Below are 13,564 nucleotides of genomic sequence, written 5' to 3' on the forward strand. Positions count from 1 at the left end.
CCGACGACTTCTCAACCGGCTTCGCGGAATGAGACCGTTTGGCTTTTTCTTAGCCCGACATAAATCAGTCGATTGACTGAAATGGCGATCGGTATAGAATGGCGGGCATGACAAAAGCGCCATCTCTCCGTTCCGCAACCGACACGACCCGAAACGATCATACGCGCGAGAAGCTCCTCCTCGCCGCGCTTGAACTCTTCGGTCAGTATGGCTTCGAAGGTGTGTCGACCCGCAAGCTCGCCGAGCGGGCAGGGGTCAATCTTCAGGCGATCAACTACTATTTCGACAACAAGCGCGGCCTCTATAACGCGGTCGCGGACTATCTCATCGAACGGTTGCAGATCCGCGTTGGCGACCGGCGAAAGATAGTGCTCGAGCGGTTCGCTGAAGCGCAATCCGGCGATCGGCCGATCGATGCGACCGAGGCGCGCGACATCCTCATTGCAGTGGGCGAATCCCTGCTCACCCTGTTCGCCGACGACGAGTCGGCTATCTGGGTGCGCTACATGGTGCGTGAGCAGGCTGAGCCGACTGAGGCCTTCGACCGCATCTACACAGGCTTCATGCAGCCGATGCTAACTGCCGTTCGCCATCTGGTCGGCATTCTCATCGAGGCCGATCCATCGTCCGAACGTACGCGGCTCCGAACGCTGTCGCTGGTCGGTTCGCTGATCATCTATCGTGTCGGCCGGGCCACCATCTTGCGCGAGATGGGCTGGTCGGCCGTCGGCCCCGAACAGATCATTGCGATCCGCGGCATCGCCGCCGACCTTGTCGCCGGTATCTGTCCGATCGGGGAAAGCGCCACATGAACAAGATTGTCCCCGCCATCGTTCTCCTTGCCGCGGCTGGCGCCGGTATTGCCTGGTACATGGGCGTGCCGCAACGCTACGGCTATTTCCTGCCGGCTCCGGCAACTGAGAAGATCTACGGCAACGTCGATATCCGCCAGGTTTCGCTCGGCTTCCGTGTGAGTGGCCGGCTCGCCGCCATGGTCGCGGAAGAGGGCGATGCGGTGAAGGCCAACGATGTACTGGCTCGCCTTGACGCCGGTCCCTACGAGATCGCCGTCCGCGCCGCTGAAGAGAATGTGGTGGCACTCCGAGCGACGCTCGACAAACTCAAAGCGGGCGCTCGCCCATCGGAGATCGCCAAGGCGCGCGCGGCCTATGAGGAACAGGTGGCCAGCCTTGCCAACGCCGAGCAGGCGCTGACTCGCGCCGACCAACTGCGTAGCCAGGGCACGGTTGCCCAATCGAGCCTCGATACGGCGACCGCCACCAAGGATATGACAAGCGCGCGCGTTGCCAGCGCCAAAGCGGCGCTTGACCTTATCGAGGAGGGAAGCCGTACCGAAGACATAGCCGCGGCTGAAGCCCAGCTACGCGCTGCTGAGGCTCAACTCGACGCTGCCCGCACCTCGCTGGCCGACACTGAGCTGAAGGCACCAGCCGACGGGGTGATCCTGTCGCGCATCAGCGAGCCGGGCGTTATCGTCGCCTCGTCGACTAACGTGCTGGTGCTAGCTCTAAACGAGCCTGTGTGGGTGCGCGCTTATGTGTCCGAGGCCGACCTTGGCCGTGTTCATCCCGGGCTTAAGGTCAAGGTTACCTCCGATGGAACGACAGGCGCTGGCTATGAAGGGCAGGTGGGTTTCATCTCGCCTGTGGCCGAGTTTACGCCGAAGTCGGTCGAGACGCCGGATCTGCGCACCGATCTCGTCTATCGCCTTCGCATCATCGTCGACCATCCGGGCAAGGATCTGAGACAAGGCATGCCGGTCACCGTTCATCTGCCGCCTATGGCGGGCGAGGCCAAGTGAACGCCGACGATGGCAAACCGGTCCTTGTCCGTCTCGAGGGCGTCGTAAAGCGCTTCGGTGATGGAGCCCCCGCGCTTGACGATGTTTCGGGCGAAATTCGAGGAGGCGAGATTACCGGCCTGGTTGGCCCCGATGGTGCTGGCAAGACCACGCTGATCCGACTGTTGACCGGGCTGATGCAACCTGAAGTCGGCCGCATCACAGTGCTGGGCCATGATGCACGAACCGAGGCGCCGGCCATTCAGGCGTCGATCGGTTACATGCCGCAGCGCTTCGGTCTCTATGAGGATCTTTCTGTCCAGGAGAACCTCGATCTTTATGCCGACATGCGCGGCTTGCCGCGTCGTGACCGACCCTCCGTTTTTGACGAACTGCTGACCTTCACAGATCTCAAGCGCTTTACCGGCCGGCTTGCCGGCAAACTGTCTGGCGGCATGAAGCAAAAGCTGGGCGTCGCCTGTGCGCTGATCCGCAAGCCGCGCCTATTGCTGCTTGACGAGCCGGGCGTCGGCGTCGACCCGATCTCGCGGCGCGAACTGTGGAAGATGGTCGAGAACCTCACGGCCGAGGGCATCGGCGTCGTCTGGTCGACCGCCTACCTTGATGAGGCGGAGGCCTGCGATAACGTGCTGCTGATGAATTCCGGCAAGATGCTCTATGCCGGTACGCCCTCCGGCCTCACAGATCGTGTTGTCGGAAGGGTTTGGCGCCTCACCGGCATCAAGGACAGCCGTCGCCGGCTTCTCGCTCGCCTTCTCGATGAGGACAAAGTCGTCGATGGTGTCATTCAGGGCGAGGCGATCCGGCTGGTTCTGGCGGAACAGGGCGATGCTGAAAGCGTCGCCAAGATCGCCGGCATCGATCCTGACCGCCTCGTTCCCGCCACGCCCCGCTTTGAGGACGCCTTCGTTGACATGCTGGGTGGTGGACCAAGCGGTCGCTCTGCACTCGCCGAGTCACAGTCGCCCCTCGCCACCGGAGATGGCCGGCCGGTCATCGAGGCACGCGGCCTTACCAAGCGGTTCGGCGATTTCACCGCCGCCGACCGCATCACCTTCGACATTCCGCGCGGCCAGATCTTCGGCTTGCTCGGCCCCAACGGCGCCGGCAAGTCCACCACGTTCAAGATGCTGTGCGGCCTCTTGAAGCCCACCGAGGGCGAGGGCAGGGTGGCCGGATTCGATCTTCGTCGCGACGCCGCCGAGGCGCGCAATCGCCTCGGCTACATGGCCCAGAAGTTTTCGCTCTATGGGGATCTTTCCGTCGGCCAGAATCTCGATTTCTTTGCCGGCGTCTATGGTCTGTCCGGTGCGGGACGCCGAGAGCGCATCGCTTTGATGCTCGATATCTTCGATCTCAAAAGACACGCGACCATGTCGGCCAAGGACCTGCCGCTCGGCCTCAAGCAGCGCCTCGCACTGGCCGCCGCCGTCATGCACGAGCCGGAAGCGCTGTTCCTCGACGAGCCCACGTCGGGCGTCGATCCAATCACCCGCCGCGAATTCTGGACACATATCAATGGTCTCGTCGAGAAGGGGGTGACGGTACTGGTCACCACCCATTTCATGGACGAGGCTGAATACTGCGATCGCATTTCGCTGATCTATCGCGGCAAGTCGATTGCCCTCGGCTCGCCCGACGAATTGAAGGCCAAGGTGGCGACAGCCGATCGCCCTGATCCCACCATGGAGGATGCCTTCGTCACGCTGATTGAAGCGAGTGAACGGGAGGCCGCTGCATGAACGCTCACCGCCGTGGACGAACGCGCCGCCTCATGGCGCTCATTCGCAAGGAAAGCTTCCAGATCGTTCGCGACCCCTCCAGCATCCTGATCGCGCTGGTGCTGCCGCTGATCCTGCTGTTTCTGTTCGGTTATGGCGTGTCACTTGACACCACGCACACGCGGGTTGGGCTTGTGCTCGAGGAAACGACACCCACCACGCTCGATCTAGCAGCGAGCTTTCAGAATTCTCGCTACTTCGACGTGACGATCGGCCACGATCGGCGAGAGTTCACCGAGGATCTCGTCGAAAGCAGGATCGGCGGCTTCCTCGTCATACCCGACGGCTTCACCGCGGATCTCACGGCGGCTCGCCATCCGGCGGTGCAGGTGATTGTCGACGGCGCCGATCCCAACACGGCCAACTTCGTGCAAAACTATGCGGCCGGTACGGTTTCCACTTGGGAGACACAGCGGGCGGCCGAGCGGGCACTGACTGCAACGCCGCTCCTTGTTCAGCAGCGCTTCTGGTTCAATCCCGAACTCAAGAGCCGCAATTTTCTCGTGCCTGGTTCGATCAGTATCGTCATGACGCTGGTCGGTACGCTGCTCACCTCCATGGTGATCGCTCGCGAATGGGAACGCGGTACCATGGAAGCAATGATGGCGACACCGGTCACCGCCTGGGAGCTGCTTGCCGGCAAGATCGTTCCTTATTTCCTGCTCGGCCTCGGCTCTATGAGTCTGTGTGTCGTCCTTGCCGTGTTCCTGTTCGATGTACCGTTTCGAGGATCTATCCTGGCGCTTTACGCCCTATCGGCGGCTTTCCTGATGCCGGCGCTCGGGCAGGGATTTCTGATCTCGGCGGTCACCAAGAACCAGTTTCTCGCCTCCCAGTTGGCGCTGTTGTCTGGCTTCCTGCCGAGCTTCCTGCTGTCCGGATTCATTTTCGAGATCAACTCGATGCCGACGGTGATCCAGTATATTTCGCTGGCCGTGCCGGCCCGCTACCTGATCCCCAGTCTGCAATCGGTATTCCTGGCTGGCGACATCTGGCCAATGTTCCTTCGCGCCATCCTGATCCTGATCGGCTTCGGGGTCGTTCTTTTTGCCATAGCCATCCGCAAGACCGCGAAAAGGATCGCCTGACATGGGACCGACGCGCCTCCTCGCCCTTGTCCGCAAGGAATTCCTGGCTCTTTTCCGAGACCCCAAGAGCCGGATGATCCTGATCGCCCCGCCGGTTCTGCAATTGCTGGTCTTTTCCTACGCGGCCACACTTGAGGTGCGGAACGTCGATGTGATGGCGCTCAATCGCGACTCCGGGCATTGGGGAGCTGAATTCATCAGCCGCATTGAGGCCTCGCCGCAGTTTCATCTTGTCCAACGCACGGACAACCAGGCCGAACTCCACCAAGCAATCGACCGTGAATGGGTGATCGCCGCCGTCGAGATCGGCCCGGATTTTTCGCGCGATATCGAAGCCGGATCGACCGCCGATCTCGCGGTCATCCTCGATGGTCGGCGCTCCAACGCCTCACAGATCGTCGCCGGCTATATTTCGTCCATCGCGACCGGCCTTGCCGCCGAAACCCCGGCCGGCCAGCGGCTCGCCTCTGTCCGGGTCGGCACGGTGGCGCGCAATTGGTTCAACCCCAACCTTGAATTCAGGTGGTTCATGGTGCCGGGCCTCGTTGCCTCGATCGCCATGCTGGTCGGCTTGCTGGTGACCTCGCTTTCCATCGCCCGCGAACGCGAACTGGGAACCTTCGATCAGCTGATGGTGTCACCGCTCCGGACCCATGAAATCCTCATCGGCAAGGTGGTGCCGCCGATCCTGATCGGCTTTGTGCATATCACCCTGTTCATCCTCGCGGCCGTCTGGATTTTCGGCATTCCACTGCGCGGCTCATTGCTTGCCCTTTACGGTGCCGCCTTTTTCTATCTGGTCTCGCTTGTCGGTTTTGGTCTGTTCATCTCGGCACTGGCGGCCACGCAACAGCAGGCAATCCTCGGGGCCTTCTTGTTCCTCGTCCCGGCAATGCTGCTCTCCGGTTTTGCCACGCCGATTGCCAACATGCCCGAGTGGTTGCAGGTGCTCACCTACGTCAATCCGCTCCGCTATTTCCTGGTGATCGTGCGCGGCGTATTCCTGAAGGAAATTCCGCTTGCCGAAATCGTCGCCGAGACGGTGCCGATGGCAGTGATTGCCGGTGTGACACTGCCGGCCGCCGGCTGGTTGTTTCGTAGTCGGCTCGAGTGATGCAAAAAAGCGGCAGCCGGTGAGGCCGCCGCAAGGTGCTGTCATATTCACTCTGTCAGGTGCTGCGTACCGATGACAGGAAGCGGCTCACCTCGCCGCGCAACGTATCCGACTGTCGGGCGAGATCGTCGGCCGAGGCCAGTACCTGGGTCGCGGCGCTAGAAGACTCGGTTGCTGCTTGCGTGATGCCAACGATGTTCTGCGACACCTGATGGGTCCCCGACGATGCCTGGGCGACGTTGCGGGCGATTTCGTTGGTCGCCGCGCCTTGCTGATCGACGGCAGCGGCAATCGACGATGCGATGGCGTTGAGCTGCTCGATAATCGAGGTGATGCCGACGATCGCTTCGGCCGACGACTGTGTCGACGATTGGATTTCGCCGATCTGTCGGGAGATTTGCGAAGTGGCCTTCGATGTCTGGTCCGCGAGCTGCTTCACCTCGGCGGCAACGACCGCGAACCCCTTGCCGGCCTCGCCCGCGCGGGCGGCCTCAATGGTGGCGTTCAACGCCAGAAGGTTTGTCTGGCTGGCGATGTTGTCGATGAGATTGACCACCTCGCCGATGCGGTTGGCGCTTTCGGCCAGTTCGCGGACGCGATTGGCCGTAGCCTGTGCGTCGCTGGCGGCGCGGGAGGCAACGCGGGTGCTTTCATCGGCCTGGCGTTTGATTTCGCCGATGGAGGAGGCGAGCTCCTCAGCCGAGGCCGCGACGGTCTCAACGTTGGTGGACGCCTCTTCGGCAGCGCTCGCAACGGTAATCGACTGGCCCGAGACCTCCTCGGTGGCCGAGGTCATCGATCTTGCGGCAAGCTGCAATTGCGAGGAGGCGCTAACCACCGACTGAACGACGCCGCCGACGGCCATTTCGAACGCATCGGCCAGTTGGTTCAGTTCACCGCGGCGACGCTCCTCGGTCATCCCCTTGGCGTGGTCTTGTTCAACGCGCAGCCGCTCGTTCTCCTGCAGCCCCTCCTTGAAAACATTGAGCGTCGCCGCCATCGTTCCGACCTCATCGGTTCGACCGAGACCGGGGATGGCCACGGCCAGCTCGCCGACAGAAAGGCGCTGCATGGCACCGGTGATCGACACGATGGGACGGGATATGCCGCGCCCCAGCAGCAAAGCGAGTACGAGGCCGAGAACAAGACCGCCGGCCGAGATGCCCCACAGCATGGTTTCCGACGAGGCCAGCATCTCTTCGGATTTTGCCTGCAAGGCGGCTTGGCTCTTATTGGCGACGCTCATGAAGGCATTGAGCGTGTCGGTGATGGCAGCGACCTTGTCGTTAAGCGCTGCGACATCCTTGATATTCTGAAGGCTCGACGCCTGGATGACCGTAAAATCGGATTCATACTGACTGGCTTTGTCGCGCAGTTCGGCGAACGTCGAACGCAGTTCCTTGGGGCCGCTCTTCGCCGAGGAATCAATCCAGCTATCGGCCGTGGTCAGCGTGTCGAGTGCCGCCTGCGCAGAGTCGTCGTCCAGATTTGTGAGGGCGACGTTCACTTGGTTTTGCATCTGCAAGACCAGCCGCAGGATCTCGTTGACGGTGTCGCGCGTCGCGGCATCGCTGGTAGCCAGCGCGATGGCTGCGAGGTCTTCGAGTCCCTTCTGCACGGCAGCAACGGCGGGCTCCATTGACTGCGTGCGCATGGTCGCCAGCTTGGCTTTTTCAACGCCGATGCGCGTGAGCTCGGTCGCGTAGGAGTCGAACTCGAGGCTCAATTCCTTCAGTGTGTCGCGCTGACCTAAATCCGAAATCTTGTCGATGTCGTTGGCAATCGCCGTACGTAACAGCTCTGCCTGCTTTTCGGTTGCCTCGGCCGTGCCGGGAAGCGAGGTGTAGATGAGTTCTCGGCTGAGGCGGCGGTACTCCAGGAATTTCGCCTGGATGTCATTGGCTATGCCGACTTCGAGATTTCGGACGGCGAGGGCGCTCACTACGCTGTTGGATTGAGAGAAGGTCCTCAGCGCCACGCCAGCGACGACAGCCATTAACGCTAGCGCTACCAGGAACCCGAAAACGATCTTGCCGGATATGCCCAGCCGCCAAGCTTTCAACCCCAATCTGCCAACAGTCCAGCGCATCTCTCTCTCCCAAACAATCCGTTCAGCCAACTCAATGCCTGAACCACGCCCTCAGCATGTGTAGGGCCCATTTCATATCTGGCTGGGTTAAGCTGACGTTTATTCAAAACGTTGCTCTGAATTAGAAGCCATTGAGTTTGATCAAATGTGCAGATACTTTCCGTTGTGCTTTATTATTACCCAGAGTGAAACGATACAATCTGCAGCTATATCTGTTCGTCCATGACGTATATCTAAGTTGCCACCAAGCAGATCGTGATTTTGGGTCAGGGCGCGTTATAAAACAGATGTAAAAACAAGCGTCCTCGGCAAGAGGGCTGTTATCTCGCTCAACGGCAACCTAATGTTGTCCGATGCCTGAGGCATGGATATTGGACGCGTGGTTTTAGGAGGGACGGTAAAGCCTGGTTTTCTTGGGCGGGCCCTAGCGCGGGTAGGGGTGTACCAAGTCGCTAGGTTGTTACGCGTATAAACGAAAGGACTAGGCGTTTTTGGCGGGCCGAGGAGACGGTTCGCAGGCGCATGAGAATGTCGCCAAACCTCCGGCTACCCCCGGGCTTTCGAGTCGCCTCCATTGCCGAGGGGTTGTTGCAAGGCATTCGCGAGGAGCCCTTCGGGGTGTCTTGGAACCGTCATGGGGAAGCAATCCCCCTGTCATATGCGGCTCCTACTGCTTGCCGTCACCGAAAACCTCCAAAGTAGGAAGACGCCATGCTGAAGCGTTCCCTCATCGCCGGCCTTGCCCTGACCTTTCTGTCCGGGTCGTCCTTCGCTGCCACCGAAATCACCTGGTGGCATGCCATGGGCGGCGAACTGGGTAAGAAGCTCGACGAAATCGTCGCCAAGTACAACGCCTCGCAAAGCGATTATAAGGTGACCGCCGTCTACAAGGGCTCCTACCCTGAGACCATGACCGCCGCCATCGCCGCCTTCCGTGCCAAGCAGCAGCCCGACATCGTGCAGGTGTTCGAGGTCGGCACCGGCACGATGATGGCTGCCAAAGGCGCCGTTTATCCGGTCTACCAGCTGATGAAGGACACCGGCACCGCATTCGACCAAAAGGCTTTCCTGTCGGCAGTGGTCGGCTACTACACCGACGCTGACGGCAACATGCTGTCGATGCCATTCAACTCCTCGACGCCGATCCTTTATTATAACAAGGATGTCTTCCAGAAGGCCGGCCTCGACCCCGAGCAGCCGCCCAAGACCTGGGAAGATGTCGAGACCTATTCCAAGAAGATCATGTCGTCGGGCGCCGCCAAGTGTGGCTTCACCACCGGATGGATCTCCTGGGTGCAGCTCGAGAATTTCTCGGCCTGGCATAACAAGCCGATCGGCACCCTTCAGAATGGTATCGGCGGCATCAACGCCGAGCTGACCGTCAACGGCGACCTGCAGGTCCGTCACTGGACCAATCTCAAGAAGTGGCAGGATGAGGGGCTGTTCGAATACGGCGGTCCGGCCGGCGGCAATGACGCCCCGCCAAAGTTCTACAGCCAGGAATGCGCCATCTATATGAATTCGTCGGCCTCGCGCGCTGGCGTGATCGCCAATTCGAAGGACTTCAAGGTCGGCTTCGGCATGCTGCCTTATTATTCGGACGTCCAGGGTGCACCGCAGAATTCGATCATCGGTGGTGCCACGCTGTGGGTGCTGAAGGGCCATGGCGAGGCCGAATACAAGGGCGTCGCCAACTTCTTCACCTTCCTGTCGTCGCCGGAAGTGCAGGCCGACTGGCACCAGTATTCGGGCTATCTGCCGATCACCGAGGCTGCCTACAAGCTCGGCCAGGATCAGGGCTTCTATGCCAAGAATCCGGGCTCTGACGTCGGCATCAAGCAGATCACGCTGAACCCGCCGACTGAGAATTCCAAGGGTCTGCGCTTCGGCAACTACGTTCAGATCCGCGACGTCATCGACGAGGAGTTCCAAAATCTCCTCGCTGGCAAGAAGACCCCGAAGGACGCCCTCGACTCGGTCGTGACGCGCGGCAACAAGCTGATCGCCGACTTCCGGGCGTCGAACGGTTAAGCCGGTCATCTTTGTCGAACACCGGCGCCGACGGGCTCTCCCGTGCGGCGCCGGTATTCATCCGGGCGGCTGCCGATAACCAGGCTCTGCCGCGTTCCTCGATCCGGTTCATTTCATGCAGACCAAGCGCACCGTCTTTGGCAACCGCCTGCTGCCCTACGCGCTCCTCCTGCCGCAGCTCGCCGTGACCGTCGTATTTTTCCTGTGGCCGGCGGCCCAGGCGATTCTCCAGTCGTTCCAACGCGAGGACGCCTTCGGCCTTTCCACCGCATGGGTTGGCCTCACCAACTACACTGACCTTCTCCAGGATCCGAGCTATCTCAACGCCCTGAAGGTGACGGCAATTTTCGCGCCGGCGGTGACGCTGCTGTCGGTCGGTCTTGGCCTCGTATTCGCCGCCAGTCTCGATCGACTTGTGCGGGGCAGCCGCGTCTACGCAACGTTGCTGGTCTGGCCTTATGCGGTAGCCCCCGCCGTCGGCGGCATCATGTGGTGGTTCCTGTTCAACCCCACCATCGGTCTGCTGCCTTATCTCCTCGCCATGGTCGGCTACCACTGGGATCACGCCCTGCAGCCGACGGACGCCATGATCCTGGTGGTGATCGCTGCGAGCTGGAAGCAGGTGTCCTACAATTTCCTGTTCTTCATGGCCGGCCTGCAAGCGATCCCAAAATCGATGATCGAGGCGGCGGCCATCGATGGCGCCGGACCGGTGAAGCGCTTCTTCACCATCTCCTTGCCGCTTCTGTCGCCCACCACCTTCTTTCTGGCGGTCATCAATCTCGTCTACGCGATGTTCGACACCTTCCCGGTGATCCACGCCACCACCGGCGGCAACCCGGCCCAGTCGACCAACATCCTGGTCTACAAGGTGTTCGTCGACGGGTTCATTGGGCTGAACCTCGGCTCGTCCGCCGCTCAATCGGTGGTGTTGATGATCATCGTCGTGGCGCTGACAGTGATCCAGTTCAAATGGGTCGAGCGCAAGGTAACGTATTGAGGAACCGACCATGATCGATCGCCATCCCTGGCTCGACGCGCTTGCCCATGTCGTACTGATCGTCGGCGTGCTGGTCGTCGCCTTCCCGGTCTACGTTGCCGTGATCGCTTCGACGCACGGCCCCAACGACTTCATGTCGGGCTTGATCCCGCTGCTGCCCGGCCGCGAGATGTTTGCCAACTATCGCTCGATGTTGACCGACGGCCTCTCCAGCTCAGGCGCTCCGCCGCTCCTAGGCATGCTGTGGAATTCGCTGGTGATGGCGCTTTCCATCGCCTTCGGCAAGATTATCATCTCCATCCTGTCGGCCTACGCCATCGTCTACTTCCGCTTCCCGTTCCGGGCGGTCGCCTTCTGGATGATTTTCATCACGCTGATGCTGCCCGTCGAGGTGCGCATCGTGCCGACGTTCAAGGTGGTGGCCGATCTCGGTCTGCTCGACAGCTATGCCGGTCTCACGGTGCCGCTGATCGCTTCGGCGACGGCCACTTTCCTGTTCCGCCAATTCTTCCTGACGGTGCCGGAAGAACTGATGGAGGCGGCGCGCATCGATGGTGCCGGGCCGCTCAAGTTCTTCCGAGATGTGTTGCTGCCGCTTAGCCGCACCAACATCGCCGCGCTGTTCGTCATTCTCTTCATCTACGGCTGGAACCAGTATCTCTGGCCAATGATGATCACCACCACGTCCAGCCATTACACCATCGTCATGGGCATCAAGCGCATGTCGGATGTCGCCGACGCGCTACCGCAGTGGAACGTGGTGATGACGACGGTCGTGCTGGCCATGCTGCCACCGGTGATCGTGGTGGTCGGCATGCAACGGCTGTTCGTCAAAGGCCTCATCGAAACGGAGAAGTGAGCATGTCCGCCATTGAAATCACCGCTGTGAGCAAAGTCTACTCTGGCGGTGTCCGGGCCGTTTCCGATGTCAGTCTTTCGATCGCCGACGGCGAGTTCATCGTGCTCGTTGGTCCGTCAGGTTGTGGCAAATCGACGCTGCTGAGAATGATCGCCGGCCTTGAGAGCATCAGTTCAGGAAACATCGCCATCGGCAGCCGAGTGGTGAACGAAGTCGACCCGGCCGCTCGCAACATTGCCATGGTGTTCCAGAATTACGCTCTTTATCCGCACATGAGCGTCTACGACAATCTTGCCTACGGCCTTCGCAATCGTGGTGTGCCCAAGGCCGACATCGACGCTCGTGTCGCCGAGGCCGCGCGCATGCTGGAGATCGAGCCCTTCCTCGACCGCAAGCCAAAGCAGCTTTCCGGTGGCCAGCGACAGCGTGTTGCCATGGGGCGTGCCATCGTTCGCAAGCCCGATGCCTTCCTGTTCGACGAGCCGCTCAGCAACCTCGACGCCAAGCTGCGTGTTTCCATGCGCGGCGAAATCAGGCAACTGCAGCGACGGCTCGGCGTCACGTCGGTCTATGTGACGCACGATCAGCTTGAGGCGATGACATTGGCCGACCGCATTGTTGTGCTGAATGGCGGGCGTATCGAGCAGGTCGGCCAGCCGCTCGATGTCTATCACAACCCGGCCTCGACCTTCGTGGCGAGCTTCATCGGTTCGCCGGCTATGAATCTCGCCGACGCCGAGATGGCGAACGGCTCCGTGGCGATTGGTGGACAGGTCATGGCGAGTGGGATTGCCGGAATTGCCGATGGCAAGCTGACTGTCGGGCTTCGCGCCGAGGACATCCAACCGGCCGCATCCGGAGCTGGCATGCCCTTCGCCATCCGGTATATCGAGGAACTCGGTGCCCAAAGGCTGGTGCATGGCTCGGTCGAAGGGCGACATCTGACCATGGCGCTGTCGCCGGATTTGCCGCTGGCCGACGATATCAGAGTGATGGTTGCCGCCGACCGTCTGCACTTCTTCGAAAACGGCAGCGGCCGACGGATGGCCCGGTAAGGGCAGGCCGGATGTGTCGTGCTCAGGCCGGCAGGTAGCCGATCACATCGTCGGTGCTCATCACCGAGCAGTAGATCATGTTCATGATCTCGAGCTCGCGGTCGTGCAGGTCCATGGTGCCGGCGGCGCAAGCATCCTCGGCGACGATGACATCGAAGCTCTCGTCGGCGAGACTGCGTACCGTCGAGGCGACGCACTGGTCGGTGAAGATGCCGCAGCAGACCACATGGGTGACGCCGAGATTGGTCAGCACCAGACGAAGATTGGTACCTGTAAGCGCGCTGTCGGTGGTCTTGGTGACGACGATTTCGTCGCCCTTAGGTGCGATGGCCTGAACGATCTGCGACGGCGCTTCGTCCTTCGGCAGCAAAAGGTTATTCCAGCCCGGTTTCTTCTGGCTGAGCGAACGGTCACGCCCGTCGTGTCGTAGCGCGGCGATGCGGGCGTAGAGTACATCGAGCTCACGACCGCGAAAGGCTGCAAGCAGCTTCTGGATCGACGGAATCACCGTTCCGTGCATGCGCTCGTGGAACGGCGTCCAGGCGTGATAGCGTTCGAGGTCGCCGCCGTTGAGTCCAGTGGGATCCGGGCGTTCGAGATAGACGTTCTGCACGTCGATGACGAGCAGTGCCACCTTGCGGGGGAGGAGCACAGGATCTTCCGGCTCGGGAGCGCCATCGTAATAGAAAGAGCGGCGGGCGGTTTTCCAGGTCATGGTCGGTCCT

Annotated in this window: 11 protein-coding genes; 9 read left to right on the forward strand and 2 right to left on the reverse strand. The window is 60.9% G+C overall.

The features are described 5' to 3' along the window. The first annotated feature begins 107 nt into the window (after nt 1–107). From AB6N07_RS15960 to AB6N07_RS15980, 5 genes are read left to right on the forward strand one after another with little or no spacing between them, the layout of a single operon-like run. Complete coding sequence (locus tag AB6N07_RS15960; protein ID WP_370674065.1) at nt 108–812, forward strand: CerR family C-terminal domain-containing protein; 705 nt, start codon at nt 108–110, stop codon at nt 810–812. Beyond that, entirely contained in the window at nt 809–1,822 is a 1,014-nt protein-coding gene (gene hlyD, locus AB6N07_RS15965; RefSeq protein ID WP_370674066.1) for a secretion protein HlyD, read from the forward strand. Before AB6N07_RS15960 ends, hlyD begins: the two co-directional genes overlap by 4 nt. After that, nucleotides 1,819–3,564 carry an ATP-binding cassette domain-containing protein gene (locus tag AB6N07_RS15970; RefSeq protein WP_370674067.1) on the forward strand — a complete coding sequence of 582 codons (1,746 nt, stop codon included), beginning with the start codon at nt 1,819–1,821 and terminating at the stop codon, nt 3,562–3,564. Before hlyD ends, AB6N07_RS15970 begins: the two co-directional genes overlap by 4 nt. Further along, entirely contained in the window at nt 3,561–4,691 is a 1,131-nt protein-coding gene (locus AB6N07_RS15975) for an ABC transporter permease (RefSeq protein ID WP_370674068.1), read from the forward strand. Before AB6N07_RS15970 ends, AB6N07_RS15975 begins: the two co-directional genes overlap by 4 nt. 1 nt (nt 4,692) lies before the next feature. Continuing rightward, on the forward strand, nt 4,693–5,805 hold the full coding sequence (locus tag AB6N07_RS15980) for an ABC transporter permease (protein ID WP_370674069.1): 1,113 nt from the start codon (nt 4,693–4,695) through the stop codon (nt 5,803–5,805). A gap of 55 nt (nt 5,806–5,860) precedes the next feature. On the opposite strand, the gene AB6N07_RS15985 is transcribed toward AB6N07_RS15980, so the two are convergent. After that, nucleotides 5,861–7,894: a methyl-accepting chemotaxis protein gene (locus AB6N07_RS15985; protein ID WP_370674070.1), complete on the reverse strand. Its 2,034-nt coding sequence runs from the start codon at nt 7,892–7,894 to the stop codon at nt 5,861–5,863. 711 nt (nt 7,895–8,605) lie between these two features. Between AB6N07_RS15985 and ugpB the strand changes: the two genes are divergently transcribed. The 4 genes from ugpB (at nt 8,606) to ugpC (ending at nt 12,839) form a co-directional block, all read left to right on the forward strand. After that, nucleotides 8,606–9,925, forward strand: coding sequence for a sn-glycerol-3-phosphate ABC transporter substrate-binding protein UgpB (gene ugpB / locus AB6N07_RS15990; protein WP_370674071.1), 1,320 nt, complete (start codon nt 8,606–8,608; stop codon nt 9,923–9,925). 115 nt (nt 9,926–10,040) lie between these two features. Beyond that, nucleotides 10,041–10,925, forward strand: a complete 885-nt coding sequence (gene ugpA, locus AB6N07_RS15995; RefSeq protein ID WP_370674072.1) for a sn-glycerol-3-phosphate ABC transporter permease UgpA — start codon at nt 10,041–10,043, stop codon at nt 10,923–10,925. Between the two features lie 10 nt (nt 10,926–10,935). Then, nucleotides 10,936–11,784 carry a sn-glycerol-3-phosphate ABC transporter permease UgpE gene (ugpE, locus tag AB6N07_RS16000; RefSeq protein ID WP_370674073.1) on the forward strand — a complete coding sequence of 283 codons (849 nt, stop codon included), beginning with the start codon at nt 10,936–10,938 and terminating at the stop codon, nt 11,782–11,784. Between the two features lie 2 nt (nt 11,785–11,786). Beyond that, entirely contained in the window at nt 11,787–12,839 is a 1,053-nt protein-coding gene (gene ugpC, locus AB6N07_RS16005) for a sn-glycerol-3-phosphate ABC transporter ATP-binding protein UgpC (protein WP_370674074.1), read from the forward strand. Between the two features lie 22 nt (nt 12,840–12,861). Here the strand turns inward: ugpC and AB6N07_RS16010 are convergent, their stop codons facing one another. Next, nucleotides 12,862–13,554, reverse strand: a complete 693-nt coding sequence (locus tag AB6N07_RS16010) for a cysteine hydrolase family protein (RefSeq protein WP_370674075.1) — start codon at nt 13,552–13,554, stop codon at nt 12,862–12,864. Between the last annotated feature and the right edge of the window lie 10 nt (nt 13,555–13,564).

This window comes from Pleomorphomonas sp. PLEO (genome assembly GCF_041320595.1).
GTDB lineage: Bacteria > Pseudomonadota > Alphaproteobacteria > Rhizobiales > Pleomorphomonadaceae > Pleomorphomonas.